Here is a 25,648-nt window from a genome sequence, read left to right as displayed (position 1 = left end):
CCGACAGGGTATAGGCATCCGTGTGACAGACGCCCGTCGCCATCACTTCCACCAGCACTTCGCCGGCCTTCGGCCCTTCGAGGCGGATGGTTTCGACAGTGAGCGGCTTGCCAGCCTCCCACGCCACAGCGGCCCTGGTTTCCATGCTCGTGTCCTCGTTGTGATTCGATGAGGGGACTATGTGAACCGGGGTCACGGAAGGTCAAGTGAAGCGCTCCTGCTCGTCGAGGCTTCCCAGCGGCCTATCCAGAGCCTATCTCTGCCCCGACAAGACAAAGGAACCTCTCGTGCCAGATGTCCGCGCCGCCATCATTTCCGTGACGCCGTTTCAGCAGAACTGCACGTTGTTGTGGTGCGAGAAAACCAAGAAGGCGGCGGTGGTCGATCCCGGAGGGGATCTTCCCCGTATCCGCGAGGCCATCGCGCAAGCGGGCGTGACCGTGGAAAAGATCATCCTCACCCATGGCCATATCGATCATGCCGGTGGAGCGGCCGAACTGCGCGAGGATCTCGGCGTCCGGATCGAGGGGCCGCACGAGGCGGATCGGTTCCTTCTGGAGCGGCTCGCGGAGCAGGGGCAGGCCTATGGCTTTCCCGCCCGCGCCGTGACGCCGGATCGCTGGCTGAACGAAGGCGATACGGTCACCGTCGGCGATCTCATCCTCGACGTGCTGCATTGCCCCGGCCATTCGCCGGGCAGCGTCGTGCTCGTGTCGCCGCAACAGCGCTTCGCGCTCGTGGGCGACGTGCTGTTTCAAGGCTCAGTGGGGCGGACCGATCTTCCCGGCGGCGACGGCAGGGCGCTGATCCGCTCGATCAAGGACAAGCTCCTGCCGCTCGGCGACGACATCGCCTTCATCTGCGGCCACGGCCCCATGAGCACCATCGGCGAGGAGCGGCAGACCAACCCATTCCTGCAGGGCGAGGGATTGTTGTGAAATCTGTGTCATCCCCGGCGGCCCTTCAGGGCCGGGAAGGGGATCCATCGACTGCTTAGGACCATGGATTCCCTTCCCTCGCTACGCTCGCCGGGGATGACACTGTAGGAATCGCCGAAGGAAAAACGGCCCGGGATTGCTCCCGGGCCGTTTTTCCTTCGCCCCTAGGGCTTTTTGCTTATTTCGCAGCCTGGATCATGACGGCGCCCTTAAGGCCCATGCGGTCCGCCACGCCGAGGCCATAGCCCTTGTCGGCGAGATAGAAGTGCACGATCTGGCGCTTCACGATCGCCTCGGGCACGCCCTGCATGGCTTCCGCGATGTTGTCCATGAGCCGGCTCTGCTCGTCCGGCGTCATGAGGCGGAACAGGTCGCCCGGCTGCCTGTAGTCGTCGTTGCCGGCGCGGTGATCGTAGCGGTCGGCATCGCCCGAGATCTTGAGCGGCGGTTCGGCGGCGCGCTGCGTCTGCACCGGGCCGTTGAAGGAGTTCGGCTCGTAATACGCATTGCCGCGGTTGGGCAGGTCGAACAGCATCGCGCCGTCCGAATGGTAGTGATTCACCGGGCAGCGCGGACGATTCACCGGGAGCGCTTCGTAATGGGTGCCGACGCGATAGCGATGCGCATCCGCATAGGCGAAGATGCGGCCCTGCAGCATCTTGTCGGGCGAGAAGCCGATGCCGGGCACGATGTTCGACGGCGAGAACGAGGATTGCTCGACCTCGGCGAAGTAGTGCTGCGCATTCTGGTTGAGCTCGAGCACGCCGACCTCGATCAGCGGATATTCCGCGTGCGGCCACACCTTGGTGACGTCGAACGGGTTGTAGGAGGTCTTCTCCGCATCCATCTCCGGCATGATCTGGACGCAGAACTTCCAGCGCGGGAAGTCGCCGCCTTCGATGGCCTCGTAGAGGTCGCGCTGGGCGCTCTCGCGATCCTTGGCGATAACGGCCTCGGCCTCGCGGTTCGACCAGGTCTTGATGCCCTGCATGGACTTGAAGTGGAACTTCACCCAGAAGCGCTCATCGGCCTCGTTGATGAACGAGTAGGTGTGCGAACCGAAGCCGTGCATGAAGCGGTAGCCCTGCGGCAGACCGCGATCCGAGAACAGGATCGTCACCTGATGCAGGCTCTCGGGGCTGAGCGACCAGAAATCCCACATGGCGGTCGTCGAACGCAGGTTCGTGGCCGGGTGGCGCTTCTGCGTGCGGATGAAGTCGGGGAACTTCACCGGGTCGCGCACGAAGAACACCGGCGTGTTGTTGCCGACGATGTCCCAGTTGCCCTCTTCCGTGTAGAACTTCAGCGCGAAGCCGCGCACGTCGCGCTCGGCATCGGCCGCGCCGCGCTCGCCGGCCACGGTCGAGAAGCGCAGGAAGACTTCGGTCTGCTTGCCGATCTCCGAGAAGACTTTCGCCTTGGAGTATCGGGTGATGTCGTTGGTGATGGTCAGGGTGCCATAGGCGGCCGAGCCCTTGGCATGAACCACGCGCTCCGGAACGCGCTCCCGGTTCTGGTGCGCCAGCTTCTCGATCAACTGGTAGTCCTGGAGCAGCAGCGGACCGCGGCTGCCGGCCGAAAGACTGTTCTGGTTGTCGGCGATCGGCGCGCCGGCCGTCGTGGTCATGGTCGTCGTTTTTGTCATGGTCGTCCCCGTTGAGTGCCGCGCAAGATGCCGGGGAGATCCGATAAGATCCAATTGTATTGATTACAAAGAGCGATCAGTTATTCTTATCGAATGGTCACCATTCGCCAGTTACGCTACTTCGAAGCGCTCGCCCGAACGAAGCATTTCGGCATGGCGGCCGATCACTGCGCCGTCACGCAGCCCGCCATTTCCATGCAGATCAAGGAACTGGAGCGGGAACTCGGCGTCGAACTCGTCGAGCGCCGGGGCAATTCCATTGCCATGACCGTAGCGGGCCAGGAGATCGCCGCCAGGGCCGAGGCAATCCTGAGCCAGGTGCGCGAACTCTCCGATTTTGCCCGCCAGCAACAGGGTGTCCTGACAGGCCCGTTGCGCCTTGGGATCATTCCATCGGTCGCCCCCTACCTGCTGCCGGCGATCCTGACCGAGGTGGCCAAGCATTATCCGGCCCTCGACCTCCAGATCCGCGAGACCCAGACCGGGGCACTGGTCGAGGAGCTGATCCGGGGTGACCTCGATGCCGCCCTCCTGGCGCTGCCGATCCAGCAGCCGCAGGTGGAGACCATGGCGCTGTTCGACGACCGTTTTCTCATTGCGGTTCGGATCCAGGCTGCCCAGGACTGGGCGAACAGCGACCTGCGCGCCCGCATCGGTCAGGAGCGCCTTCTTCTTCTGGAGGAGGGGCATTGCCTCAGGGATCAGGCCCTGCAGTTCTGCCAAATCGCCAACATGCAGGCCCGGAAGGCTTTGGGTGCCGCTTCGCTCACGACCATCATGCAGATGGTGGCGGCCGGGCACGGCATCACGCTGCTTCCCGAACTCTGCGCCCAGGCCGAGGTCGACCGGCAGCGGGTCGCGCTCATCGAATTTCCCGAGGACGCACCCATGCGCACGGTCGGGCTGGCTTGGCGCCGGACATCGACCCGTAAAGGCGACTTCCTGGCTCTGGGCAACCTGATCAGGTCGGTCAAGCAGCCGAATGAGGACGCGGGAAAACCTGCCGCTCACTGATGCGTCGATCAGGGGCCGACGGATTGCTCGAAACGCCAGGGAGGCTTTCCAAATTTGCCGGAAGGCCTCCCTGAAAAGTCACGAAACGATCAGCAGCCCGTGAGCTTCACGCGCTCCACTTCGAGGCCGAAGAGCGGACGCAGGCGTGTGCCGAGGACGTTGCCCGCAAAGGCCGCGACGAGCCAGACCCATCCGTGAAAGCTGCCGGATGCGATACCGGAGAAATAAGCGCCGATGTTGCAGCCATAGGCGAGCCGCGCGCCGTAGCCGAGAAGCAGGCCGCCGACGATTGCAGCAATGGCGGAGCGCAGCGGGACCTTCCAGGTGGGGGCGAAGCGGCCGGCGAGGGCGGCGGCCAGAAGCGCACCGAGAATGATGCCGAAATCCATCACCGTCGTGATGTCGTTGAAGATGCTGCCGTTGAGCGCGGCCTGGCTGGCGGGGCTCGACCAATAGGGCCAGCTCGCCACGTCGAAACCAATGACGGCGGCGATCTTCGAGCCCCAGAGGGCGAAGGCCGAGGTTACGCCCCAGGGCCGGCCGGCGAGGTAGAGCGTCACGAAGTTCAGGAGCGCGAGCGCCACCGCGCCCGCCACCAGCGGCCACGGACCGCGCGTGAAGCGTGCAAGACCCTGGCGCGGGGAGGGAGCAGGCTGGATCAACTGGCCATGACGGCGCTTTTCCAACACCACCGTCATACCGGCGATGATGGCGAAGACGGCGAGCTGCACCGCGAGCGCGGTCCAGGGTCCCCAAAGCTCGATAATCGAAATCTTGGGCAGGCTCGGCAGCGCCGTCCACCAGTGCAGATGCGCCGCCCCGATGGCGGAGCCCGCGATGAAGGCGGCGAGCGTGATCACCATGCGCGTGGAGCCGCCGCCGACCGTATAGAGCGTACCTGAGGCGCAGCCGCCGCCCATCTGCATGCCGATGCCGAAGATGAAGGCGCCGAAGACCACGCCGATGCCCGCCGGCGATACGTTGCCGGCCACCGGCTGGCCGAAGAGGGAGCCGGAGGCGAGGACGGGGAAGAACAGGATGGAGGCGATCGCCAGCATGACCATCTGCGCGCGCAGACCCTCGCCGCGACGATCCGCGATGAAGACGCGCCAGGCCGAGGTGAAGCCGAAGGCGGCGTGATAGAGCACGAGCCCGAGAGCTGCGCCGAGCACGTAGAGCGCCGCCTGCTGCGGATTGATGATGGCTCCGAGCAGAGCCGCGCCGCCGACGATGCCGGCTGCGGCAGCCAGGGAGGCCGGAGCATTGATGGTCAAGCTTGCACGGTTTCCGACGGAAAGAGGCGAAGCCACGGCAGAGCTGGACATGGTCGCTCCTGAGCTTTCGTGAGTGGGATTGCGGACAATTAGGAGCCTGAAGCTCGGCCGGAAATTCACCACCTCGTCATCACCGGCCTCGTGCCGGTGATGACGAGGTGGTGAACACCGCGCTTTTCCAATCGGGATGGCCGGGACGAGCCCGGCCATGACGGGGGAGTGGCGCTCCTGGCCAACGTTTCAGGCTCCAATAGACCAGATAATGTGGTTCGTTATAAAGAACGTCAAGGATTGTATTTTATTTTATAATTACATAGTGAGTATGTGAATATGGCGGTGGNAATAGACCAGATAATGTGGTTCGTTATAAAGAACGTCAAGGATTGTATTTTATTTTATAATTACATAGTGAGTATGTGAATATGGCGGTGGATATTCGGGTCGAACGGTTTACATCCGATTCCTCCAATCGCTGACGTTCCCTCGCAGCCTGCAGGTAGATCCATGACCATCCAGCCCGACGTTCCTGCCGCCATCGGCAACACGCCCCTGATCAAGCTCCGCCATGCCTCCGAACTCACCGGATGCACCATCCTGGGCAAGGCCGAGTTCATGAACCCCGGCCAGTCGGTGAAGGACCGGGCGGCCCTGTTCATCATTCAGGATGCGGTGAAGCGCGGGGCCTTGCGTCCGGGCGGCGTGATCGTCGAAGGCACGGCCGGCAATACCGGCATCGGCCTGGCCCTGGTCGCCAACGCTCTCGGGTTCCGGACGGTCATCGTGATCCCGGAGACGCAGAGCCAGGAGAAGAAGGACATGCTGCGGCTCGCGGGCGCCGAGCTCATCGAAGTCCCGGCCGTTCCTTACGCCAATCCCAACAACTACGTGAAGGTCTCAGGCCGGCTGGCGGAGCGCCTCGCGGAATCCGAGCCGAACGGCGCGATCTGGGCCAACCAGTTCGACAACGTGGCGAACCGGCAGGCGCACATCGAGACGACGGGGCCGGAGATCTGGGAGCAGACGGAAGGCAAGGTGGACGGCTTCGTCTGCGCGGTCGGCACGGGTGGCACGCTTGCGGGTGTCGGCATGGCGCTGAAGGAGCGCAATCCGAAGGTGGCCATCGGCCTCGCCGACCCGATGGGGGCAGCCCTCTACAGCTACTACACGACCGGCGAGCTGAAGGCCTCGGGCTCGTCCATCACGGAAGGCATCGGTCAGGGTCGCATCACGGCCAACCTGGTCGATGCTCCCATCGACATCGCCTTCCAGATCCCGGATGAGGAGGCGGTGCCGATCGTCTTCGATCTCCTGGAGCATGAGGGATTATGCCTGGGCGGATCGTCCGGCATCAATGTGGCGGGCGCCATCCGCCTCGCCGGGCAGCTCGGGCCCGGGCACACGGTTGTGACGGTCCTGTGCGATTACGGTACGCGCTATCACTCCAAGCTCTTCAACCCGGAATTCCTGCGTTCGAAGAACCTGCCCGTTCCGGGATGGCTCGAGAGAAAGAGCACCATCGATCCGGGCCTCGTGTAGCAGATTGCAGAGGCCGCTCTGCCTGCTCCGTCGTCACCGGCCTTGCGCCGGTGATCCCGATGGATCGAAGCGCTGAGCTTCACAGGATCAGGATGGCCGTCCCCGGATCAAGTCCGGGTCGCCACGACGGGAATGTCCTATCCGGTTGCACGGTCCCCACCCCGCAACCGGGAGGGAAGGCCGGTGCATGACCTTACGAGCCGGACTCCCAGAGTGGGGGCCGGAGCGTAAACCGATTCAAGGGTCGGACCTTTAAGAATCAGGCCGCCGAAGAGGTAGCCGCTTCCGAGCCCGTAGAGGTCGTGGAACTCGGTGATGTCGAAGAGGTGCTGCTGTCGTCGGAACGTTGCTGCTGAGGCCGGCTGAGATTGGCGGGCGAGCGATTGGCCGTCGGCGCCGCAGTCGTCGCCGACGGCTTCTGCGTGACGGTGTGGAGGTCGGACTGGATGCTGTCGATCAGGTCGATCAGCCAGGTCTCTCCATTCTGAATGCGCTCCCGAAGGGCCGATTTCGCAATGTCGAGTTTGGCGGAAATCTCCGTCGTGGTGCGCGACGGCAGATCGCTGAAATCCTGTTCGATGGCAGCAAGCTCGCGCAGGAGCTCGTCACGCAGCGGGCGCTGTTCGTCGGCCATGATCAGCGGCGAGTTCAACATGCCGCGCAAGGCAGCCCAGCGCAGGCCGAGAGCGCTTACCGAGTGCGTTCCGTCGAGTCCTGAGAGGTTTTGGGATTCGGCCACGGGCATTTCCTTTTCGCGAAGCGTGAGAATCGAGTCGTGGCAGGAAGGAGCATGGTTGTGGCGTGAATCGGGCAGCCCCTTACAAAAAGCTGCCCGACCTCGTGCTATTTCGAGAATGGTTACCGAATTCAACGGATAAAGAAATACAGTGTCAGTGCCGCGCCGACTGCGATCACCAGCCAGCGGATGACGCTTGCGGGCAGGCGACGGCCGAAGACCACACCGAGATAGCCGCCGATCACGGAGGCAGCGCCGACGATGATGGTTTCGGGCCAGCTGACGAGACCCGCTGCGACGAACAGGACGACGGCGACGAGTTGGATCAGCGTGGAGCACAGATGCTTCGCGGAGTTGATCACATGGAAATCGTCGCCTTCGGTGATCGCAAGCGCCGCCAGCATGACGATCCCCATGCCCGCCCCGAAGAAGCCGCCATAGATCGCGACGCCGGTCTGGAACGCGAGCCCCGCGGCCCAGGCCTTGGTCGACGGATGGTGCCCTTCATGTTTGCCGATGGCGCGGGCGAGCGCCACGATCTTCGGGCTCGCGGCAAAGAGCAGGGTCGCGAACAGTAGAAGCCACGGCACCAGCTGCCGGAAGGCGTCGTTGTTGGTGACGGTGAGGATGTAGGCGCCGATCAGCCCGCCGACGAGACTGACGACGCCCAGCGCCGCAAAGCGCCTGACATTGGAGGCGAGCTCCCGCCGATAGGCCCAGGCGCTCGACAGGTTGGCGGGCGTGACCGCCACGGCGCTCGTAGCATTGGCGACGACGGGCGGGAGACCTGCGGCGACGAGGGCGGAGAAGGTGAAGAAAGTGCCGCCGCCTGCAATCGCATTGACGAGGCCGGCCGCGAGACCCGAGGCGGCCAGGAGCGCCGCAGTGGATAAGTCCATGATGTTGATCTAACGGGGAATACGGAGAAGGAGGGTTGAAGACGTCCGGCCATAGCATGGTGAGCGCACTCAAGCCCATTAGGCGATTTGTCTAGGCCTGTTTTCCTCTGCGCCGGAGGAGCGCCTCTCAGGCGGGAGAGACCTGCTTGTAGAACACGGTCGTGTCGCAGAACCCGCCCTTCGGCCACAGGGCGTAGTTGGGAATCACGCCGGATTTGGTCCAGCCGGCCCGCTCGTAAAGCCGCTCGGCGTCGCCTCCCGTCACGGTGTCGAGCACGAGCACGGATTTTCCGGCCTTTCGGGCCGCGTCTTCGGCGGCCCGCATCAGAGCCGCGCCGATGCCGCGCTTCCGCGCCCGGCCGTGAACGAGCATCTTGGCGATGTCGGCGCGATGCGGCTGGTTCTCCGGCTGCTTGAGCACGATCTGCACGGTGCCCACGATCCATCCGCTCGTGTCCTCCTGGGCCACGAGCAGGATGCGCTCTCCTTCGGCGACCCCCTGGGCGACGCCCTGCCAGAAGGCATCGGCTCTCTCCCGGGTCAGAGGCGACATGAAGCTGACCGAGGCGCCGCCCTCGACGCAATCGATCAGGACGGCGGACAAGGCACCGATCTGCTCCCTGGCTTCCCGTGCGGAGAGATGGCGGATGGTGATCGACTCGGTCATAGGTCTCCTCGGCGCTGGATGCCCGCCCCGGCACGCGCGTCGGTGGCGAGCGCCACCACATAGCGGGCGGGTCGGTCGGAATGGTTGCGAAAAACGGTCGGTCGGTCGAGGCGCATGGACAGGCAGTCGCCGGTGGCCAGATGGTGCGTCTCGTCGCCCAGTGTCAGGGCGATCTCGCCCTCAATGATCCAGATCTGCTGATGAACCGGAGAGGCGCGATGGCCCGTGTCGTAGGCCACCCGCGCGCCCGGCGGGAGAACCACCTCGACGAGTTCGATGGGAGAGGGAAATCCGGCGGGCGACAGATTGCGACGCATGTAGCCGCTGTCGGGATCGCGCCAGACACGCTGATCGGCGCGGCGCGCGAGGGGAGAGGCCCCAGCGCTGTCCTTCTCGGCGAAGAGGGATGCCAGGGTCACGCCGAGGCCGGCGGCCAGCTTGTCGAGCACCGCCGCCGTGGGGCTGCTCTCGCCGCGCTCGATCAGGGATATCATGGAGCGGCTCACACCCGTGCGCTCGGACAGCCCATCCATGGTCATGCCGCTCTCCGTGCGCAGATCACGGAGGCGCACCGCCAGATGGCCGTTAATGGCAGAGCCCGTTTCCATTAAAATAGACTATTGATCCAATATACTGGAGTCAATCCGTCGGAACAGGCCTCGCGCAAGTCTCCAGGGGTACGAAAAAGGGATCGCCACGAAGCTCGGCAGGCCCTAAGGCTGCGGTTTGCTGTGGATCACGCCCGGGCCGTCCATTGCCCTCGGCAGAACAAAAGAAGATTTTCAAGGCATGTCGAACGTGATCCCTCTCGCCCCGCGCCTGAAGCCGGGACGCCCCCCTGCCGCCGAGGCAGAGGAGAGGGCTGCGCTCGCCGCCGACCTGATCGATCTCATCGAACGCGTGAAGGAGCTGACCGAACACGTGGTCGGCCTTCCCGGCCCGCCCCTGCAGATCCAGCAGACGGCCCAGCAGCTGCTCGATGCCGGCACGGCTCTCGAACGCGCCGTGGATTCGCTCACCGAAGGCGGCGAGTGGGTGCCGTTCTAGCGCATCGTCCGATGCTCCCCTGTAAGGGGCGCATCGTTCGGGTCCGCACGATGCGCTAGAAAACTACTTCAACGCTTCCATTCGTTCTCCGGCCTGAGCGATGCCCATGTCACGGGCCCGGGCGTAGAACGCGCGGGCCTTGGCGTCATCGCCACGGATTCCCAGGACGCCCAGCTTGGAGAGAACGTTCGGATCGAAGGTCTCTGCCAACAGGAAGGCCGCACGCGCATTGCCGCCGTCCAGGGCCCGCTCGAGAAGCAGTCGGGCTCCGCTCACATCGCCTTTGCGGAAGAGTTCTTCCGCGCGGATCGTCAGACGGTCGTCCGTCTTGGGAACCTCGGCAGGTGCGCTCACCTTGGGGTCCTCTGCCGGTGGAGATTCGGTCTTGGCCGGAGCCGTGGTCGTCGCGCCCAGCGGCAGGGGCTGAACGCCGTCCGGGAGAGATGCAACCACGACCGAAGTCGGCTCTTTCGACGGCAACGCGGAGGTGACGTTCGGCAGAACCCGCGCGGCATCCGCCAATGACGGCTTCCTCTCCGCCGGCAGCGGAGGCAGCGGCTCCTGAAGAGGCGCTTCCTGCTGTGAGGGAGCCAGCGGGGGTTCGGTTCCTGTTGCCGCAAGGCGGAACACCACAGGCGTGGCCCTCGACCGATGAGGCTCCTGAAGCGCGTGCAATTCCTCCGTGGTGTCCACAAGCTCCTGGGTCAGCATGTCGCTGCGCATCCGGGCCCATGTCAGGGCCTTCTCCAGTTCCGCCACGCGGGCCGCTTCGGACGCCGCCCTCTCTTCGTTGACGGCTTGGAGATCGCGCAGTTTCTTCGCGGCGCTGGCGAACTGGCGCTCGGCATTGTCTCTCCGCTCGCGTTCCTGACGCAGAGCCGCGTCCAGCTCGGATGCATGCGATGCCACGGAAGCCTTGTCCTGCTCCCGGGCGGCCTGCAGGGCACCATGTTCCTTCCTGAGCCGCTCCAGCTCCTGTATAGCCGCCTGAGCCTGGTCCCGCTCCCGCTGCAGGGTCTTCTGCATCTCGGATGCCGTGAGTGCTTGAGACGCCGTCTCCTTCTCCAGGCGCGCTTCAAGGGCGTTGCGCTCCTCCATGAGGCCGGTCAGGGTTTGCGAGATCCTGCCGCTGAAGGATTGCTCCTGCTCCAGAGCCTGCTGCATGTCGGCCAGATTGGCCGTAGCGGCTGCAGAAGGGGCTGCACAGGTTTCGGCCGCCCTGTCCACGGTGGCCGGAACCGGTGTCGGATGGTCATCGCCCCGGATGCCGAGACCCTGCAAGGTGGTGATGAAGTCCGGATCTTTCAGATGATCGACGAGGACGATCGCAAGGGTACCGACCTCGATGGCCGAGTTGAGACTGTTCTCGGCCTTTTTCAGGTCGCCTTTCCGGATGGACGCTTCGAGATCGGCGGCAAGCTGCTTTCGATCCGGAGAGGTCAGGAGAAGCGGCAGGAGAGTGAGAAGGTTTTCCGTCGTTCCCGCCTTGAGGGAGGGTTCCTCCTTGTTGAGAGCATCGCCAGGGGGGGAGCCCTGTGCGGCTGCCGGTCCGAGAAGTGCGATGCCGATCAAGGTGGTGGTCAGCAACTCTGCCGTTAAAGATTTCAATCCAAATTTACTGTGCCCAATCATGTCGGACCTCCTCCGATGGCCGCCAAAGGCTTCACTCGAGCCTTTGGCTTCGGTCCTGTCTTGGTTTCTTAGTCTTGCCGGGTGACCCGCCGGGCGGCTCTTTGCCGATCGCTCTGCCAAGCGAGGAATTCCCGGAACAGGACCTCGCGCTGCTCGGCCGAAACGTCGATGCCTCTGCTCTTCATGAAGCTCTCGAAGCTTTGGCCCTGGGGCGAAGGCTTGCTGGCCATTGCGGCGCGGTCGAGCCATGCCTGGGCGGGCCTCACGCGCTCCCAGCCGGGGACGTCGGCCGCGAGATTGACCTCCTTCCATTTCGGATGCCGGCCCGGCTGCAGGAATTCGTCGAACCGGGAGAAGAACGCATCCACGAAGCGCTTGACGCGGTTGTAGCGATCGGAGTTCTCGGGCCAGTTGAACACGGCGAGCAGGCTGCCGACCGCCAGGGTTTCGACCGGCTTATCGTTGGCGACCAGCTGCGGATAATCGGAATTCGCGAAGCGGGCGGGGAAATAGCTTTCCGCGATCTCCCCCTCGAAAGGAATCGGGAGGAGGTGGAACTGCCCATCCGTCTGGAACTCGGCGATGGCGCGGACCGGGCGTCCGGCCACATAGACCGCCGCCTGGATTTCTCCGGACTTCAGCTTCGCATAGGACGAAGCCTGATCGAATGTGGTCATCTCGGGCTTGATCCCGAGCTTGTCGAAGATCAGGCGCGAGGTCAGGTTGGTGCCGCTGCCGGCCTTGTCGATATTGACCTTCTTGCCCTCGAGCTGCCGGATATCGGCAATCTCCCGGTTGGCGATGATATGGACCTCCTCGTTGTAGAGGCGGGTGATGAAGCGCAGGCGCCGCACCGCATCGTTCTGGAGATTTTCCACATTCAGCTGTTCGCGCGCATCCATCTGGACGATGCCGATATCGACCCCGCGCAGGAACATGATGTCGCGCAGATTCTGCAGCGAGCCGCGGCCGATCATGGGCAGCACGCGCAGGTCTTCGCCGTCGAGCACGTTGGCGAGGTCGGCGGCGATGCGGATATAGGTACCGTCCGCGCCCCCCGAGATCACCCCGAGCGTGCCCGAATTGGCGCGGGCCGGATTGAACGCCGGTGCCGTCTGAGCCGATGAAACAACCGTGCCGGACACCAGTGCGGCTGCGACAAAGATGCCCTGAAGGGACAAATGGCGGAAAAGCCTGCTTAACGGAGAAAGGATATTCACTCGATCCGACATTCTTCATCCTCCCCTGGATGAGCCTTGCGGCTGTTCGTCGATCCGATCGTCTTGCGGTCGTCCCTGTCGATGGAATGAGGCTCTAAGCAACGATGAAACAAAACGAAAGAAGGATCATCGTAGGCTCCTGCCGGATTCGTTCAATTGAGCTTTGAGGACGAGGTAATACTCAAGAAGTGCTAGAGAATACTCAAAAAGAGATATAACTTATCTTTATATTCCTTGAAAAAGCTGAATGTCTCATCCGGCCTCAGGGTTTACCCTGATCTGCGTTCCCAGAATTCCCTCAGGACGAGCCAGCCGCGTTGCCGGAAAATTGTTATCGCCCACGGGCTCCTTTAACGGTCCGTTAACCATAAACGGTCGAAATCATGGGGAATTAAAGGAACCTGAACTCCCGTGACCATTGCCGTTCGCAACCGTCCATCTCTTCGCTTCCGTGGCAGGTCCTTCATGGCCCTGGTCCTCGCGCCCGAAGTGCCGCTGAGGGACTGGCTCGAAGATCTCGATGCCGTCTCGGAGCGTTCGCCCGGCTTCTTCACCGGGCGGCCCATCATTGCCGACGTTTCATCGTTAAAGCCTTCCAAGTCCGAGCTGAAATTCCTCCTCGCGGCCTTCAAGATGCGCAATATCCGCATCATCGGCCTCGAGGGCGCGGCTCCCGAGAATGTCGACGCCGACATGCCGCCGCCGATCAACGGCGGCAAGCCGACGGGCGAGATCGACGTGCCGGATGCGGCCAGCGCGGCAGTTGCCGCCGCCGGTACGCCTTTCGGCGATGCGCCCGTGCCGGAGAAGTCGCTTCTCATCGAAGGCTCTGTCCGCTCGGGGCAATCGATCCTGCACCCTGAAGGCGATGTGACGGTTCTGGGCTCCGTCGCCTCGGGCTCCGAGATCGTCGCCGGCGGCTCGATCCATGTCTACGGCACCCTGCGCGGCCGGGCCATCGCCGGCTGCACGGGCAATGGCCGCGCCCGCATCTTCTGCCGAAAATTCGAAGCCGAATTGATCGCGATCGATGGGCTCTACAAGACCGCTGACGATCTGGGGGGCAAGTTCCTCGGTCAGCCCGTGCAAGTGAACCTGGATGGCGATTCGATCATCCTGAAAACAATGGATTGAGAGAAAGAGAGACGACAATGGCCAAAGTCTTGGTCGTAACTTCCGGCAAGGGTGGCGTTGGCAAGACAACGTCTTCGGCAGCTCTGGGCGCGGCGCTGGCGCATGGCGGCGAAAAGGTCGTCGTCATCGACTTCGACGTCGGCCTGCGCAATCTGGACCTCGTGATGGGAGCCGAGCGCCGCGTGGTGTTCGATCTCATCAACGTGGTGCAGGGCGATGCAAAGCTCAACCAGGCGCTCATCCGCGACAAGCGGCTGGAGAACCTCTCCCTGCTTCCCGCCTCGCAGACCCGCGACAAGGACGCCCTGACGGAAGAGGGCGTGGCGCGGGTGCTCGACGAGCTGCGCCAGAAGTTCGATTGGATCATCTGCGACAGCCCGGCCGGCATCGAGCGCGGTGCGACCATGGCCATGCGCCATGCGGATGTCGCCGTCGTCGTGACGAACCCGGAAGTCTCCTCGGTCCGCGACTCCGACCGCATCATCGGACTGCTCGATTCCAAGACGGAGCTGGCCGAGAAGGGCGGGCGCATCGAGAAGCACCTGCTGCTCACCCGCTACGATCCCGTGCGCGCCGAGCGCGGCGAGATGCTGAAGGTGGACGACGTGCTGGAGATCCTCTCCATCCCGTTGATCGGCATCATCCCGGAGAGCGAAGAGGTGCTGCGCGCCTCCAACGTCGGCTCGCCGGTCACGCTGAACAATCCTGCCAGCGCACCCGGACGGGCCTATTTCGATGCCGTGCGCCGGCTCAAGGGCGAAACCGTCGAACTCACCATCCCCACCGACAAGAAGGGGCTGTTCGGCAAGTTGTTCGGACGGAGGGCTGCATGAGCCTTTTGAGTTTCTTCAACCGGCGCACATCCGCGCCCGTCGCGCGAGAGCGCCTGCAGATCCTGCTGGCGCACGAACGCGGCATCGTCGGGGGCAAGCCCGACCTCGTCGCGCAGCTGCGGGAAGAGATCCTGGCCGTCGTCCGCCGCCACGTCATGGTGGAGCAGGACAACGTTCAGGTGAAGATGAACCGGGACGCCGACATCTCGACGCTCGAGATCGAGATCGAGATTCCGGCTCCTGCAGGGGCGAGCGCCTGACTTCACAGCGATCGAGACGGCGGCCTTCGCATATGCCGAGGGCCGTTTCTCTTATGGCGCCTTGCTCCAGACGCCGAGCTTCGCCTCGCGGGCCTTATCGGCCGCGGCCTTGAGCTCCGGCGTCGCGTCGCTGGTCGGCCGCCCGCCGCCATTGAACAGCACGACCCGTGACAGATCCTGGCCGCCGACCTGGCACCGGTACACATCGTTCGAGCCCGCAGGATCGCAGGCCACTTCGCGTCCGTTGAGATACTGGGTCAGGTCCTCGGGCTTGCCGGCGCCGGGCGCCCATTCGACGCCGAACAGGCGCACCACTTCACCGTTCAGGGACAGGGTTGCCGTGTCGATCACGTCCGGCACGCCCCGGAGAGCGCCCGAAGAACCGGTCGAGCCGGTGATCGCAGGCTCCGGTTCCCGGATGGGACCTGCCGCGACCGCGCTCGGCGCGGCAGGCGCGGCGGCACTGGCTTGGGGCGAGGCCGCATCGTCGCCCTGGAACAGGAATGCGCCGACGCCGAGAAGAGCCAGAACGGCCACCGTCCCGAGCGCGATGGCCGGGCGCGCCCAGGAGCGCGGCCGCATGTCGCCGAAGACGTTCCGCTCATGCTCTTCCGCCACTGGAACCGGGGTGTCTTCCGTCCGGTCCCTGAAGCCGCGGTCGGGCGCGACCGAGGCTTTGAGCGTCCCGAGCATGTCGTGCGACCATTCCGCGATCGGCAGCCTCGCGCCTTTCTCGTCGCGGACGGCTGCAGGTTCGTCCGGCCCTTGGGGTGATTCGGCTGGGGGTTGGGGGCCATCGGCATCGAGGTTCAACCAATCGCGCTCCGGCTTCTCACGCGGCCGGGGCGGCTCGTCCGCCTGTGCAGACGATGCGACATCGGGCTTTGCCGGCCTGAACAGCACCGGATATTTCACGCGCAGCTCGTCCAGGAGGTCCTGGAGCGTGAACTCGGCCTGCCGCCCGTCCTTCTCGATCGTCCGCGGCTTGCCGTCGTGATCGATGATGGTGAGCTTCAGCGCACCATCCACCTCGGACGGGCGCACGGAGGATTCGATGATCAGCTCGAGGGCGCGGCGCGCATCGTCGGTGGGATGGATCCTGTCGAGCTCCGCATGGATGATCTCGCGCATTCTGTCGCGCATCTGGGTCCAGTTGCGGCGCGGATCCGCCATGGGATCGCGGGTGATGGAAACGTCATTCATGCGAGGCGCCCTCCGGGGCGAGATTTCGCTTGCGCTCCTGACCGAGCAGCGTGCTGTGCTCGGCGACAATGACCGGCTTGTCGCCGATGAAGTGAACGATCAGCTGAAGGGCGCCGGTGCCCTGCGAGACGCGCCGCCGCTTGGGATGGGAGGCGGTGAAGTCGAATACCGCATGCACCGTGCAGATCTCGCCTGCCGGGTTGCACACGGTCCCCATCGCGTCCGGGCGCGGACGGTAGTCGCGCTCTGGCCAGCGACGCGCGAAACGGCGCTTCTCGTTGAAGAGCCGCTGCATGCTCACCTCGCGGCCATGGAAGAGGACCCGGGGCGCATAGAACGCAGCCGTGGCCTCGAGGGCGACGTCGTTCGAGGCGGACCAGGATTCGAGGTAGTCGAGGGCGAAGTTCTTCGCCACGGAGGCCCGGCTGCTGCGCTTGTCGGAATCGAGATCCTTCGGCGGCTGCGCCGCAACGGCGGGAGCGGAAGGGGCGGCTGCGGGCGGTTGCTCGGCCTGTCGTGAAGGGGGCGCATCCGGTTTGACGACGGGCGTCTCGGGCTGGGCCGATTGCATCGGCGGAGCCGCAGGCGCGGGAGCCGCGGCCTGTGGCGGAGGGGCAGCGGGCGTCTGGTCCTGAGGCTTCGGTGCTTGCGAAGGCGCTGCTCCCGATGGAGCTGTTCCGCCCTCCGCAGGGGGGTCGACCCAGACCCGTCCCGTCTGCGCCGCAGCCATGGAGGCTGCAGCGATCAGCAGAGTCAGGAAGGCGGTTAACGATGTCGGCGACCGTCCGATCTGCATGCGCTTCCAAAAGGCCTCTTCTCGAGAAAGGTGACCGGGGAAAAGCGGGTAAAAGGCTTCTCGGTTCCATAGGCCGCCCTGGCAGGAGTGCCCTGCCAGGGCGGTTCGCAAAGGTTAAGTCTCGCTATAATCAGGTGATCAAAAAAGGGCGTGCTTGAAAACGGCTATTAGAGCTGAGCCACGTCGACGGAGCCGACCCCAGAGATCCCGATGGCCTGAGCCGAGGCTTTTGACAGATCGATGACACGGCCATGGGCATATGGACCACGATCATTGATACGCACCACCACCGACCTGCCAGTCTTCTTGTTCACGACCCGGACCTTGGTGCCGAAGGGCAAGGTGCGGTGGGCGGCGGTCATATCGTTGGTGTTGAAGGTTTCGCCGCTCGCCGTCCGCCGGCCATGGAAGCCCGGGCCATACCAGGAGGCACGGCCGCTCTGAATGACCTTGGCGGGGGATTGATCAGGTTCCGCGTAAGCGGCAGGAGACAAGAAGATCGTCGATCCTGAGATGAAGAGACTGGCGAGCGCGAGCGTTACCTTACGTTGATCCACAATGCATTCCCGTGATTGTTATCGATGGGCTGCAAAATGAAGGCTAATGGGGCAACATTAAGACGATATAATCGATGGAAGGACATTGGGTATAGCCTCAGTATCGAGTCGCTCTATTCAGTTAACCTCTGATAATATTGTAACAATTTATGTTTACGTCAAATTAATCTCAAACAACCTGGCTCATGATTTCTTGGGCGGGCATGCTCTTTTATTGCCTGGGAGCCGGCTCGGCTTCGCGTGGCGGAAGAGCCATCAGCCGGAGGGCAAGGGCGAGGGCTACAATCAGCAGAAGGGTCACAAGGGCCGATACCCCGGGCCAACCCCCATGGGTCCAGAACACGCCGCCCAGGGTGCCCACTGCGCTTGAGCCAAGATAGTAGCAGAACAGGTACAGGGCCGAAGCCTGCGCCTTTCCCGTGCGGGCTTTGTTCCCCACCCAGCTGCTGGCGATGGAATGGGCGCCGAAGAATCCGAAGGTGACGGCCACGATGCCGGCCAGAATGAGCGCGAGGTGGGAGAAGAGCGTGAGCGCCACGCCGGCGAGCATGATTGCGATCATCACCCAGAGAACCCGCCTGCGACCCAGCCGCCCGGCCAGCTCGCCGATCCAGGCCGAGCTCAGGGTGCCGACCAGATAGGCGGAGAAGATCGCCCCGATGACCGTCTGGCTCAAGGAATAGGGCGCTTCCGTCAGACGATAGCCAAGATAGTTGTAGAGCGTCACAAACCCGCCCATGAGGAGGAAGGCTTCCGCAAACAGGGCCCGCAGACCTGGGTCCCGCAGATGCTCGCCGAAGGAGCGCAGAAGCTCTGCCGGACGGGCCCGGCGGGGGTGAAAATGGGCCGAGGCCGGCAGGCTCCGCCACGCCGCGATGGCGGAGGCCAGCCCCACGACCCCGATCAGCCCGATGGCGAGCCGCCACGACCCGAGATCGGTCAGCACGCCGCTGATGATCCGCCCCGCCATCCCGCCGACCGCATTGCCGCCGATGAAGAGCCCCATGGCGAGGCCGATGGACTTCGGGTCCACTTCCTCGCTCACATAGGCCATGGCGACGGCAGGGAGGCCGCTCAGGGTAATGCCGATCAGCATGCGGGCGAGGAGCAGGCTGGCCCAGTTCGGGGCTGCGGCGGACAAAAGGGTCAGGAGCGCCGATGCGAACAGCGAGGCCACCATGACGGGCTTGCGCCCCCAGACTTCCGACAAGGAGCCCGCCACCAGCATCGCTATCGCGAGAAGGCCGGTCGAGAGCGACAGGGACAGGCTGCTGACCGCAGCACTGACTTGGAATTCCTGCGAGAATTCCGGCAGCAGAGGCTGGACGCAGTAGAGGATGGCGAAGGTCGAGAAGCCGGCGGCGAACAAGGCGAGATTCAATCGACGAAACGCTGGCGTCCCGCTCACCAGGCGGCTGGGTGCTTCCGGCAGTTGATCCGACATGTATTCTTTCCGCGTGCCTGTGCTCGGCGCAGACAGTGCTGAGCCGATTCAGGGAAATGGTCGATCCCGGCTGCCCTATGCTCATAGTGCAAGCGTAAATCAGCGAAAGCCCGGATCCATTCGCCTAAAGCATGGAATATGTGCCGAGATTGCACTTCTGCTTCAGGCAGAAACGGGCTTTATTCTGAACCCATATCCTCCAAACTTGAGACCCTCAGGCTCGTTGCATCGCCGCGCGAGCCTCTTTTTTGAGTTCTTCATGACCTCCGCCCCTGTTGCCCGGAAGAATGCGGCCCCAGGGGGCCTGCCCAGCATGCCGGCGTCTCCGCTGCGGGGCATCCTGTTCCTGATCGCCTCCACCGTCGTGTTTTCCCTGGCGGACGTCATCACCAAGCAGCTCGCCTCCACCCTGCCGCCTCCGGAGGTGGCCTGGATGCGTTATGTCACCTTCGCGGCGTTCATCATCCCCGTCGTGCTGGTCAAGGGCGGGCCTGCGCTGTTCCGCTCCCAGCGGCCCGGTCTTCAGGTGGTCAGAGGATTGGGCATGGTCGGCTCGTCCATCATGTTCATCCAGAGCCTGCCTCATCTGCCCGTGGCCGATGCGACCGCGATCTTCTTCGTCTCGCCGATCCTGATCATGGCGCTGTCCGTCATCTTTCTGGGAGAGTCGGTCGGCTGGCGACGCTGGACGGCCGCCGCGGTCGGGCTGGCCGGAGTGATGATCATTGTGCGTCCCGGCACAGGCGCCTTTGAGCCTGCGGCCTTCCTGCCGATCCTCAGCGCGTCGAGCTGGGCCGTCGGCGCCGTGGTGACCCGCAAAATCACCGGCGATCATGCGCTCACGACGCTCGTTTATTCCGCCTCGGTCGGCAGCATCGTGCTGAGCACGCTCATGCCTTTCAACTGGGTGACGCCGAACGGAACCGAAATCGTCCTCGGCCTGTGCATGGGGATCCTGTTCGCGATCGGCCATTGGTTTGTGGTTCTGGCCTATCGCCACGGCAATGCGTCACTGATCGCACCGTTTTCCTATGTCCAGCTGCTCTGGGCCGGCACGCTCGGATACCTGGTCTTCGGGTCTCTGCCGGATTCCTGGACGATCGCGGGGGCCTGCCTCATCGCCGTGAGCGGCTTCTATACGGCCTATCGTGAGCGCATCCGGGCCATGCAGAAGCGGTTTTCGGCCTAAGCATCGGATCGAAAGGTGGACACCACTTTCGGGATTATTCGATGCGAAACGCGGGTCCGCACGATGCGCTGACGCGCCCGTTCAGGTTCCCGAATGGACGACACGCAGGCGCGGACGTGCCGTGCGGCTGTAGAAGTTGATCTCCACGAACTCCCCGTCCGCCTGGCCTTCGACGAGGCGATAGCCGAACTGCTCCACGAGGGCGCGCACCTGGCCCAGGTTGTCGTTCGAAATCCTGCGGGTGAATTCCGTCAGATCCTGGCTCATCAGCGCTGCAACGATGCCAATCTCGACCCCCTGGTCGAAATCGGCGCTCCGCGCCGGGAAACGAAGCCGCATACCCTCAGCGAGATGGATGTGGTGCATGGAATCCTGGTCCGTTCACGCCTACAACAGGCCGTGTTTATCGGGCAGAAGATCCTACCGGTTGCTTAAAGTCCGGGAGGCCGGCGGATGCCGGACGGGAGTGTGGTTAATCCTTCGTGCAGTTGCTCGCGATGGATCCCGGAAGGCAGCTTTGCATTAATCCTCGAAAGGTCGCTGCTTTCCCGGCAGATCGGGTTCGGAGCGGCCTACCTTTCGCATATCTTAAGTGAGGCGCAGCATGAGGCGGCTACTGATGGGGATCGCGCTGGCAACCGGCCTGATGGGGTCGGCCGCCCAGGCGGCGGATATGACGACTGTCGCTCGGTTCGAAACCGGCCGGCTCCAACCCGGCCGCGCCATCGCCCGGCTCGCCGACCAAGGGCTCGGCTATTCCGTGCTGCACGATGCGCCGAGCGGTCGGCAGGGCCTCTATCGTGTGCACGTGACCTGCGCGATCGATGAGAGCTTCATCCAGACCTATTGCCCGACGCCGGCCTATGCATCCTATTGTCCCAGGGCTCGGATCGTGTGTGCAGATGGCGGCCAGAGCGTTCAGGCGCTGCGATTGAAATATTGAGGCGACCCTGCTCGCACATCATCTGCTCCGTTCCCGTGCGAGGCTCTGAAGGAGGCATTTGCTTTTCCGCGACAATGCCTTGTATTCGCCGCAAGTGGGCGCTAGATAACCCTCTATCGACATTTGGCCGGACAATCGGGCCGTTACGCCTTGGCCTTCCAGGCGCACGTTCAGACACTCTTCCAAACATCGACGAACCCGAGTGCGAGGTCGTGCGGCTGCACGCTCTCGGCTCACGTGCACTTCTAGCCTAACCAAGGATCTTCCCATGATTACGGGCACCGTGAAATTCTACAACGACCAAAAGGGCTTCGGCTTCATCCAGCCGGACGATGGCAGCAAGGACGTGTTCGTCCACGCCACCGCGCTCGAGCGCGCCGGCATCCGCGGCCTGCGCGAAGGCCAGAAGGTCTCCTTCGACACCGCCGAAGACCGCCGCTCCGGAAAAGTCGCCGTCAACAACATCCAGGCGGCGTAATTTTCGTTGAAGCAGACGGCCTGGCATTGCATGCCGCCTCGCAAAGCCGCCCCTCCAGGGCGGCTTTTTGCTTTTTGCCAAGGGAGGTTCTTTTGAACCACAAGTATTCCATGGGCCAACTGGTCCATGCCGCCGCCGCCCATTTTGCCGATCGCACGAGCGGTATCTACGAGGTCATCCGCCTGATGCCGGAGAGCAGCAGCGGCGAGCTGGGCTATAGGATCCGCGATACCGCGAGCGGCGCCCAGCGCGCGGTCGGGGAATCGGAAATCCGTGCTGTCGCTACGAAGCCGAGCGCCCAGGGGCATTGAGACTTACCTTCCCGACCGTAGCATATTAAGAACGCCTGCGTTCAGCGTGGACTCAGTCACTTTGCAAGACATGAAACCAAGCGGCGTCTATGGGACGCCACCGGCCGAACTGGCCGAGGTCCCGGCAGGGGCCATCCAATTCTCACCCCTGATCCCAGGCTCTGGCCCGTTGGAGCAGCAGGAGGAGGGGACCCTCAGCGAACTGGTCGTGCTAGCCCCGCCCGGAACGGTGGAACGGCGCTACACCATCGCCCTGGCCTTGAGAGCGCTCGCGCCCGGCGGATCCCTGACGGTCCTCGCACCCAAGGACAAGGGGGGCTCCCGGATCGCCAAGGAACTCAAGAGCTTCGGCTGCAATTCCACTGAAACCTCACGCCGTCATCATCGCATCTGCACTGGCGGGCGGCCCGCGCTTCCGGTGGGGCTTGAGGAGGCGCTTACCGAAGGCAATCCCCGCAGGGACGAAACCTTGGGCCTCTGGACATGGCCCGGCGTGTTCAGCTGGAACCGCCACGATCCCGGCAGCGCCCTGCTGGAGCAGAACTTGCCGCCGCTCGGCGGCCGAGGCGCCGATTTCGGCTGCGGCATCGGGATCCTCGCCCGTGCGATCCTGGCCTCTCCCAAGGTCGAGCATCTGGCCATGCTCGATATCGACCGTCGCGCCGTCGAGATGGCGGCGCGCAATGTCGACGATCCGCGTGTGGAACTCCGCTGGGCGGATATTCGCACCGGCACTGAACTGAAGGGGCTCGATTTCGTGGTGATGAACCCGCCGTTCCACGATGGCGGCGCCGAGGATCAGAGCCTGGGCCAGACCTTCATCCGTCGCGCCGCGGAAGCTCTCCGGCCGGGCGGCGTCCTCTGGCTCGTCGCGAACCGCCATCTGCCCTATGAGGCGGTGCTGAAGAGCCTGTTCAAGCGTGTGACGCCGAAGATCGAAGCGAATGGCTACAAGATCTACGAGGCCGTCAAATGAGCAAGGTCCCGACGCTCCGCCTTGATCGGCTGCTCGCCAATATGGGCTATGGCTCGCGCCGGGAGGTGCAGCAACTGGTCCATGCCGGCCTTGTCACGTTGGACGGAACCGAGATCGAAGAGGCGGACGCGCGCATCGCCGTGACCCGCGACCTCCCGGAGCGCATGCGCATCCAGGGCAAGCCGCTCGATCCGCCGCCCGGCCTGGCCCTGATGCTGCACAAGCCCTTGGGCGTCACCTGCTCGCACAAGGAAGCCGGTCCTCTGGTCTATGGCCTGCTCCCGGACCGCTGGCGCCGGCGCGATCCGGCCCTCTCGACGATCGGTCGGCTCGACAAGGATACGTCCGGGCTGCTGCTCATGACCGACGACGGCAACCTGCTGCACCGGATCATCTCTCCCCGGGCGAACATCTCCAAGCGCTACCATGTGAGTCTCGATCGCCCCTTGCGCGGCGACGAGGCAGAGATTTTTGCAGCCGGGACGCTGATGCTCGAGAGCGAGGACAGGCCCCTCCTGCCAGCGCAACTGGAGGCGATCTCCGGCACCAGCGCCTACCTGACCCTGACGGAAGGCCGCTACCATCAGGTCCGGCGCATGTTCGCGGCGGTCGGCAATCACGTCACGGCCCTTCATCGCGACCGGATCGGCGGCCTAGGGCTGCCGGAAGATCTGGAGCCGGGACAATATCGCCTGCTCAGTGAGGCCGATCTCGCCCTTCTCCTGCCGCCCGCTCAGGGTGCCTGAGCACACGGGCAGGAATCGGCTGGTGCGGCCAGGGTCTGTTCGCGAGTCTTACGGCGTTGCGGCAGCGATGAGCCCGGCGGTGTCGTAATACTCGTCGAAATCGACGGCCTTGCCGTCCCGGAAGCGCCAGATATCAACCTTCCTGGTATCTGCCACCTTACCCGTCCCCTTATGGCGCCAGACGGCCCGTCCGACGACAGCCACACGGTCGTCCTGGGCGATGAACTCGTCCATGGTGTGGGAGACCATCTCCCAATCTCGCATCAGGTCTTCGAGATAGGCGCGAACGCCGGACTTGCTGCTCCGGCGTGCCGTAAAGGGTACTTCCGGCGAACCGTCCGCCAGGGAGCCGAGACTGACATCGTCCGCAATGATGTTCATCCAGCATTCGCAATCGCTGCCCTTGGTATGAACCCATTGGGCATAGGCTTCGCGGAGAATGGTAACATGATCGTCATGGGCTGCCATTGAGCTCTCCTATGGAAAGCAAGCTTGAGCGAGTCGCCCGGACGGAATGGTGGGACACGACCTGCCGCTTGAACAATGTCTATTAAGATCTAGGCTAAAGCCCGGTGCGGGCCTCGTATGCGCCTGCTCCGGTTGCTCGGAAGCCTCCGGTCGGGTTAGGGAGGGTGAGGTTCGCCGCCTTGGAGCACCTTTGGCCCGGATGGACAGAGCATCGGCCCGATCCCGCATTTCTTTCTCCATCGTGCAGACATTGCTCGGGCTGATCTTCCTGGCTTGGCTCCCGGCCATTGATCATGCGAATGCCGGGACTTCCTTTCTCATCCAGCTCGAAGAAACCCTTCTGCTCTCGGACCTGTCCGATACTGGGGAAGCGGACCGGGAGGCCTTTCCGGACGAGCGGAGCGACGGGAAGGGCAGTTCTGATGCTCTCGTTCCTGCGGGCGTCTCTCCTGCGACAGGGCGCACGCCGGGGCAGGGAAACCGCTTCAGCCCCCGGCCGCCGGTCCGTTTCAACGTCCTTGGATCTCTGCGCGCGACGGGGCCTCCTCGCCTCTAACTCAGTCTGATTGGGCTGGAGGCAAGGTTTCGATGCTTCCGGTCGATTGTGTCGCGCGCCGGAAGCGGCGCCTCTCCTGTTTCTCGAGAACGGCTTTGAACCGCGGCGCTCGCCATTGCATCCGGCCGCTGCCGGTTAGCAGGCAAGTCATGGTCGCTGCTCGTCTCGAATGCCAATCAAGTTCCCCATCATGGAAGCACTGTTCCCCCAGATTCTCAAACTCCTCGGCATCATCTGGATCAACGTCATTCTGTCGGGAGACAATGCCGTGGCCATAGCCCTTGCCTGCCGCGGCCTGCCGGAAGACAAGCGCCGTATCGGCATGATCCTCGGCGCCGGCGTGGCGGTCGGGCTGCGGATCGTCTTTACGATCGTCGTGGCGGCGCTCCTTGCAACGCCGTTCCTGAAAATCGCCGGCGGTCTCCTCCTGCTCTGGATTGCCGTGAAGCTCCTGAAGGGCGGCGATGAAGAGGGAGGCGTCAAGGAAACAGACCGCCTCTGGCATGCGGTCTGGACCGTCGTGGTCGCCGATGCGGTCATGAGCCTGGACAATGTTCTGGCGATTGCCGCGGTGGCACAGGATTCCACCGCCCTGCTCGCCATCGGCCTCGCCATCTCCATCCCGCTCATCGTGGCCGGTGCTGCCCTCATCATGGCGCTTCTGGACCGCTTGCCCGTTCTCGTCTGGGCCGGAGCGGCTCTTCTGGGCTGGGTTGCCGGGGAGATGCTGATCTCCGATCCGTGGCTGATCGGGCAGCTTGGCGAGAAACTGGGCCACAAGGCGGAAATTCCAACCGCCCTCTTCGGAGCCGCCCTGGTACTCGCCGTCGGCTACCTCTCGCGGAGGACTGCGACCGACGAGGCGTAGAACCTTTCCGACCCGTTCGTCCTGGATCTCAGAGCCCTGTCCTCTGGGTATGATTGAAAGTGACCGGCTGCAGCCTCCATCGCCAGCGGAGGTTGCCCTCACGGCCGTAATCGGGTAGGGAAAGAACAGGCCCATCGCCTCAAGCACCCGTAGCTCAGCTGGATAGAGCGTTGCCCTCCGAAGGCAAAGGTCACACGTTCGAATCGTGTCGGGTGCGCCATTCCACTCCAAAGATCAGCCGCCAAGTCTCTCGTGGGACCGAATGCCTCTTCCGGCAT

General features: G+C 63.8%; 29 protein-coding genes, 1 tRNA gene and 1 pseudogene. 16 read left to right on the top strand and 15 right to left on the bottom strand.

Annotated elements, in window-relative coordinates; genetic code table 11:
- A pseudogene (locus tag KHP60_RS05700) lies at positions 1-145 on the bottom strand (S-(hydroxymethyl)glutathione dehydrogenase); the annotation flags it as partial.
- A gap of 142 nt (positions 146-287) precedes the next feature.
- Between KHP60_RS05700 and KHP60_RS05695 the strand changes: the two are divergent.
- Positions 288-938 (top strand): MBL fold metallo-hydrolase, encoded by a 651-nt coding sequence (locus KHP60_RS05695; protein ID WP_213562594.1) that lies wholly within the window; start codon positions 288-290, stop codon positions 936-938.
- 178 nt (positions 939-1,116) lie between these two features.
- On the opposite strand, the gene KHP60_RS05690 is transcribed toward KHP60_RS05695, so the two are convergent.
- Positions 1,117-2,583: a catalase gene (locus KHP60_RS05690; protein WP_213562593.1), complete on the bottom strand. Its 1,467-nt coding sequence runs from the start codon at positions 2,581-2,583 to the stop codon at positions 1,117-1,119.
- Positions 2,584-2,676: 93 nt separating this feature from the next.
- Here KHP60_RS05690 and KHP60_RS05685 point away from each other — a divergent pair, with 93 nt between their 5' ends.
- Positions 2,677-3,597, top strand: coding sequence for a hydrogen peroxide-inducible genes activator (locus KHP60_RS05685; RefSeq protein ID WP_213562592.1), 921 nt, complete (start codon positions 2,677-2,679; stop codon positions 3,595-3,597).
- Between the two features lie 89 nt (positions 3,598-3,686).
- Here KHP60_RS05685 and KHP60_RS05680 read toward each other — a convergent pair whose 3' ends face one another.
- Positions 3,687-4,922 carry a YeeE/YedE family protein gene (locus tag KHP60_RS05680; RefSeq protein WP_213562591.1) on the bottom strand — a complete coding sequence of 412 codons (1,236 nt, stop codon included), beginning with the start codon at positions 4,920-4,922 and terminating at the stop codon, positions 3,687-3,689.
- A 453-nt stretch (positions 4,923-5,375) separates the two neighbouring features.
- Between KHP60_RS05680 and KHP60_RS05675 the strand changes: the two genes are divergently transcribed.
- A complete protein-coding gene (locus KHP60_RS05675; protein ID WP_213562590.1) occupies positions 5,376-6,407 on the top strand; it encodes a cysteine synthase A in 1,032 nt (343 codons plus the stop codon).
- A 259-nt stretch (positions 6,408-6,666) separates the two neighbouring features.
- Here KHP60_RS05675 and KHP60_RS05670 read toward each other — a convergent pair whose 3' ends face one another.
- The 4 genes from KHP60_RS05670 to KHP60_RS05655 form a co-directional block, all read right to left on the bottom strand.
- On the bottom strand, positions 6,667-7,146 hold the full coding sequence (locus KHP60_RS05670; protein ID WP_213562589.1) for a hypothetical protein: 480 nt from the start codon (positions 7,144-7,146) through the stop codon (positions 6,667-6,669).
- Between the two features lie 128 nt (positions 7,147-7,274).
- Positions 7,275-8,042, bottom strand: coding sequence for a sulfite exporter TauE/SafE family protein (locus tag KHP60_RS05665; RefSeq protein ID WP_213562588.1), 768 nt, complete (start codon positions 8,040-8,042; stop codon positions 7,275-7,277).
- A 127-nt stretch (positions 8,043-8,169) separates the two neighbouring features.
- Entirely contained in the window at positions 8,170-8,709 is a 540-nt protein-coding gene (locus KHP60_RS05660) for a GNAT family N-acetyltransferase (protein WP_213562587.1), read from the bottom strand.
- Positions 8,706-9,317, bottom strand: a complete 612-nt coding sequence (locus KHP60_RS05655) for a helix-turn-helix domain-containing protein (RefSeq protein ID WP_213562586.1) — start codon at positions 9,315-9,317, stop codon at positions 8,706-8,708. Before KHP60_RS05655 ends, KHP60_RS05660 begins: the two co-directional genes overlap by 4 nt.
- A 181-nt stretch (positions 9,318-9,498) precedes the next feature.
- Here KHP60_RS05655 and KHP60_RS05650 point away from each other — a divergent pair, with 181 nt between their 5' ends.
- On the top strand, positions 9,499-9,756 hold the full coding sequence (locus KHP60_RS05650) for a hypothetical protein (protein WP_213562585.1): 258 nt from the start codon (positions 9,499-9,501) through the stop codon (positions 9,754-9,756).
- 63 nt (positions 9,757-9,819) lie between these two features.
- On the opposite strand, the gene KHP60_RS05645 is transcribed toward KHP60_RS05650, so the two are convergent.
- Positions 9,820-11,388, bottom strand: coding sequence for a hypothetical protein (locus KHP60_RS05645; protein ID WP_213562584.1), 1,569 nt, complete (start codon positions 11,386-11,388; stop codon positions 9,820-9,822).
- Between the two features lie 68 nt (positions 11,389-11,456).
- Entirely contained in the window at positions 11,457-12,569 is a 1,113-nt protein-coding gene (locus KHP60_RS05640) for a TAXI family TRAP transporter solute-binding subunit (protein ID WP_213562583.1), read from the bottom strand.
- 450 nt (positions 12,570-13,019) lie between these two features.
- On the opposite strand from KHP60_RS05640, the gene minC reads away from it, so the two are divergent.
- From minC to minE, 3 genes are read left to right on the top strand one after another with little or no spacing between them, the layout of a single operon-like run.
- Complete coding sequence (gene minC / locus KHP60_RS05635) at positions 13,020-13,742, top strand: septum site-determining protein MinC (protein WP_311924679.1); 723 nt, start codon at positions 13,020-13,022, stop codon at positions 13,740-13,742.
- A 17-nt stretch (positions 13,743-13,759) separates the two neighbouring features.
- Entirely contained in the window at positions 13,760-14,575 is an 816-nt protein-coding gene (gene minD / locus KHP60_RS05630; protein WP_036354063.1) for a septum site-determining protein MinD, read from the top strand.
- A complete protein-coding gene (gene minE, locus KHP60_RS05625; RefSeq protein WP_213562582.1) occupies positions 14,572-14,835 on the top strand; it encodes a cell division topological specificity factor MinE in 264 nt (87 codons plus the stop codon). The genes minD and minE overlap by 4 nt, the downstream gene beginning before the upstream one ends.
- A gap of 51 nt (positions 14,836-14,886) precedes the next feature.
- Here minE and KHP60_RS05620 read toward each other — a convergent pair whose 3' ends face one another.
- The 4 genes from KHP60_RS05620 to KHP60_RS05605 form a co-directional block, all read right to left on the bottom strand.
- Entirely contained in the window at positions 14,887-16,038 is a 1,152-nt protein-coding gene (locus KHP60_RS05620; protein WP_213562581.1) for a thermonuclease family protein, read from the bottom strand.
- Entirely contained in the window at positions 16,031-16,834 is an 804-nt protein-coding gene (locus tag KHP60_RS05615) for a hypothetical protein (protein ID WP_213562580.1), read from the bottom strand. Before KHP60_RS05615 ends, KHP60_RS05620 begins: the two co-directional genes overlap by 8 nt.
- A 167-nt stretch (positions 16,835-17,001) precedes the next feature.
- Positions 17,002-17,334 (bottom strand): septal ring lytic transglycosylase RlpA family protein, encoded by a 333-nt coding sequence (locus KHP60_RS05610; protein ID WP_311924680.1) that lies wholly within the window; start codon positions 17,332-17,334, stop codon positions 17,002-17,004.
- 268 nt (positions 17,335-17,602) lie between these two features.
- On the bottom strand, positions 17,603-18,835 hold the full coding sequence (locus KHP60_RS05605) for an MFS transporter (RefSeq protein ID WP_213562578.1): 1,233 nt from the start codon (positions 18,833-18,835) through the stop codon (positions 17,603-17,605).
- A gap of 259 nt (positions 18,836-19,094) precedes the next feature.
- Here KHP60_RS05605 and KHP60_RS05600 point away from each other — a divergent pair, with 259 nt between their 5' ends.
- Positions 19,095-20,024, top strand: a complete 930-nt coding sequence (locus tag KHP60_RS05600; RefSeq protein ID WP_213562577.1) for a DMT family transporter — start codon at positions 19,095-19,097, stop codon at positions 20,022-20,024.
- 81 nt (positions 20,025-20,105) lie between these two features.
- Here the strand turns inward: KHP60_RS05600 and KHP60_RS05595 are convergent, their stop codons facing one another.
- Entirely contained in the window at positions 20,106-20,390 is a 285-nt protein-coding gene (locus KHP60_RS05595; RefSeq protein ID WP_213562576.1) for a hypothetical protein, read from the bottom strand.
- Between the two features lie 238 nt (positions 20,391-20,628).
- Between KHP60_RS05595 and KHP60_RS05590 the strand changes: the two genes are divergently transcribed.
- From KHP60_RS05590 to KHP60_RS05570, 5 genes are all read left to right on the top strand, one after another.
- Positions 20,629-20,967, top strand: a complete 339-nt coding sequence (locus KHP60_RS05590) for a hypothetical protein (RefSeq protein ID WP_213562575.1) — start codon at positions 20,629-20,631, stop codon at positions 20,965-20,967.
- A 268-nt stretch (positions 20,968-21,235) separates the two neighbouring features.
- Entirely contained in the window at positions 21,236-21,445 is a 210-nt protein-coding gene (locus KHP60_RS05585) for a cold-shock protein (protein ID WP_152714289.1), read from the top strand.
- A 92-nt stretch (positions 21,446-21,537) separates the two neighbouring features.
- Positions 21,538-21,756, top strand: a complete 219-nt coding sequence (locus KHP60_RS05580; protein WP_213562574.1) for a hypothetical protein — start codon at positions 21,538-21,540, stop codon at positions 21,754-21,756.
- A 70-nt stretch (positions 21,757-21,826) separates the two neighbouring features.
- The gene (locus KHP60_RS05575; RefSeq protein ID WP_213562573.1) at positions 21,827-22,732 is read left to right on the top strand and encodes a class I SAM-dependent methyltransferase; all 906 of its coding nucleotides are present in this window, start codon (positions 21,827-21,829) and stop codon (positions 22,730-22,732) included.
- Positions 22,729-23,478 (top strand): pseudouridine synthase, encoded by a 750-nt coding sequence (locus KHP60_RS05570; RefSeq protein ID WP_213562572.1) that lies wholly within the window; start codon positions 22,729-22,731, stop codon positions 23,476-23,478. Before KHP60_RS05575 ends, KHP60_RS05570 begins: the two co-directional genes overlap by 4 nt.
- A 48-nt stretch (positions 23,479-23,526) precedes the next feature.
- On the opposite strand, the gene KHP60_RS05565 is transcribed toward KHP60_RS05570, so the two are convergent.
- Positions 23,527-23,946, bottom strand: coding sequence for a nuclear transport factor 2 family protein (locus KHP60_RS05565; protein ID WP_213562571.1), 420 nt, complete (start codon positions 23,944-23,946; stop codon positions 23,527-23,529).
- Positions 23,947-24,145: 199 nt separating this feature from the next.
- Between KHP60_RS05565 and KHP60_RS05560 the strand changes: the two genes are divergently transcribed.
- The 3 genes from KHP60_RS05560 (at position 24,146) to KHP60_RS05550 (ending at position 25,590) form a co-directional block, all read left to right on the top strand.
- Complete coding sequence (locus tag KHP60_RS05560; protein ID WP_213562570.1) at positions 24,146-24,502, top strand: hypothetical protein; 357 nt, start codon at positions 24,146-24,148, stop codon at positions 24,500-24,502.
- Positions 24,503-24,692: 190 nt separating this feature from the next.
- Entirely contained in the window at positions 24,693-25,370 is a 678-nt protein-coding gene (locus KHP60_RS05555; RefSeq protein ID WP_213562569.1) for a TerC family protein, read from the top strand.
- Positions 25,371-25,513: 143 nt separating this feature from the next.
- Positions 25,514-25,590, top strand: a tRNA-Arg gene (locus KHP60_RS05550).
- Positions 25,591-25,648: the final 58 nt, after the last annotated feature.

This window comes from Microvirga sp. 3-52, assembly GCF_018383585.1.
GTDB lineage: Bacteria > Pseudomonadota > Alphaproteobacteria > Rhizobiales > Beijerinckiaceae > Microvirga.
This window is presented reverse-complemented; position numbering and strand designations above follow the sequence as displayed.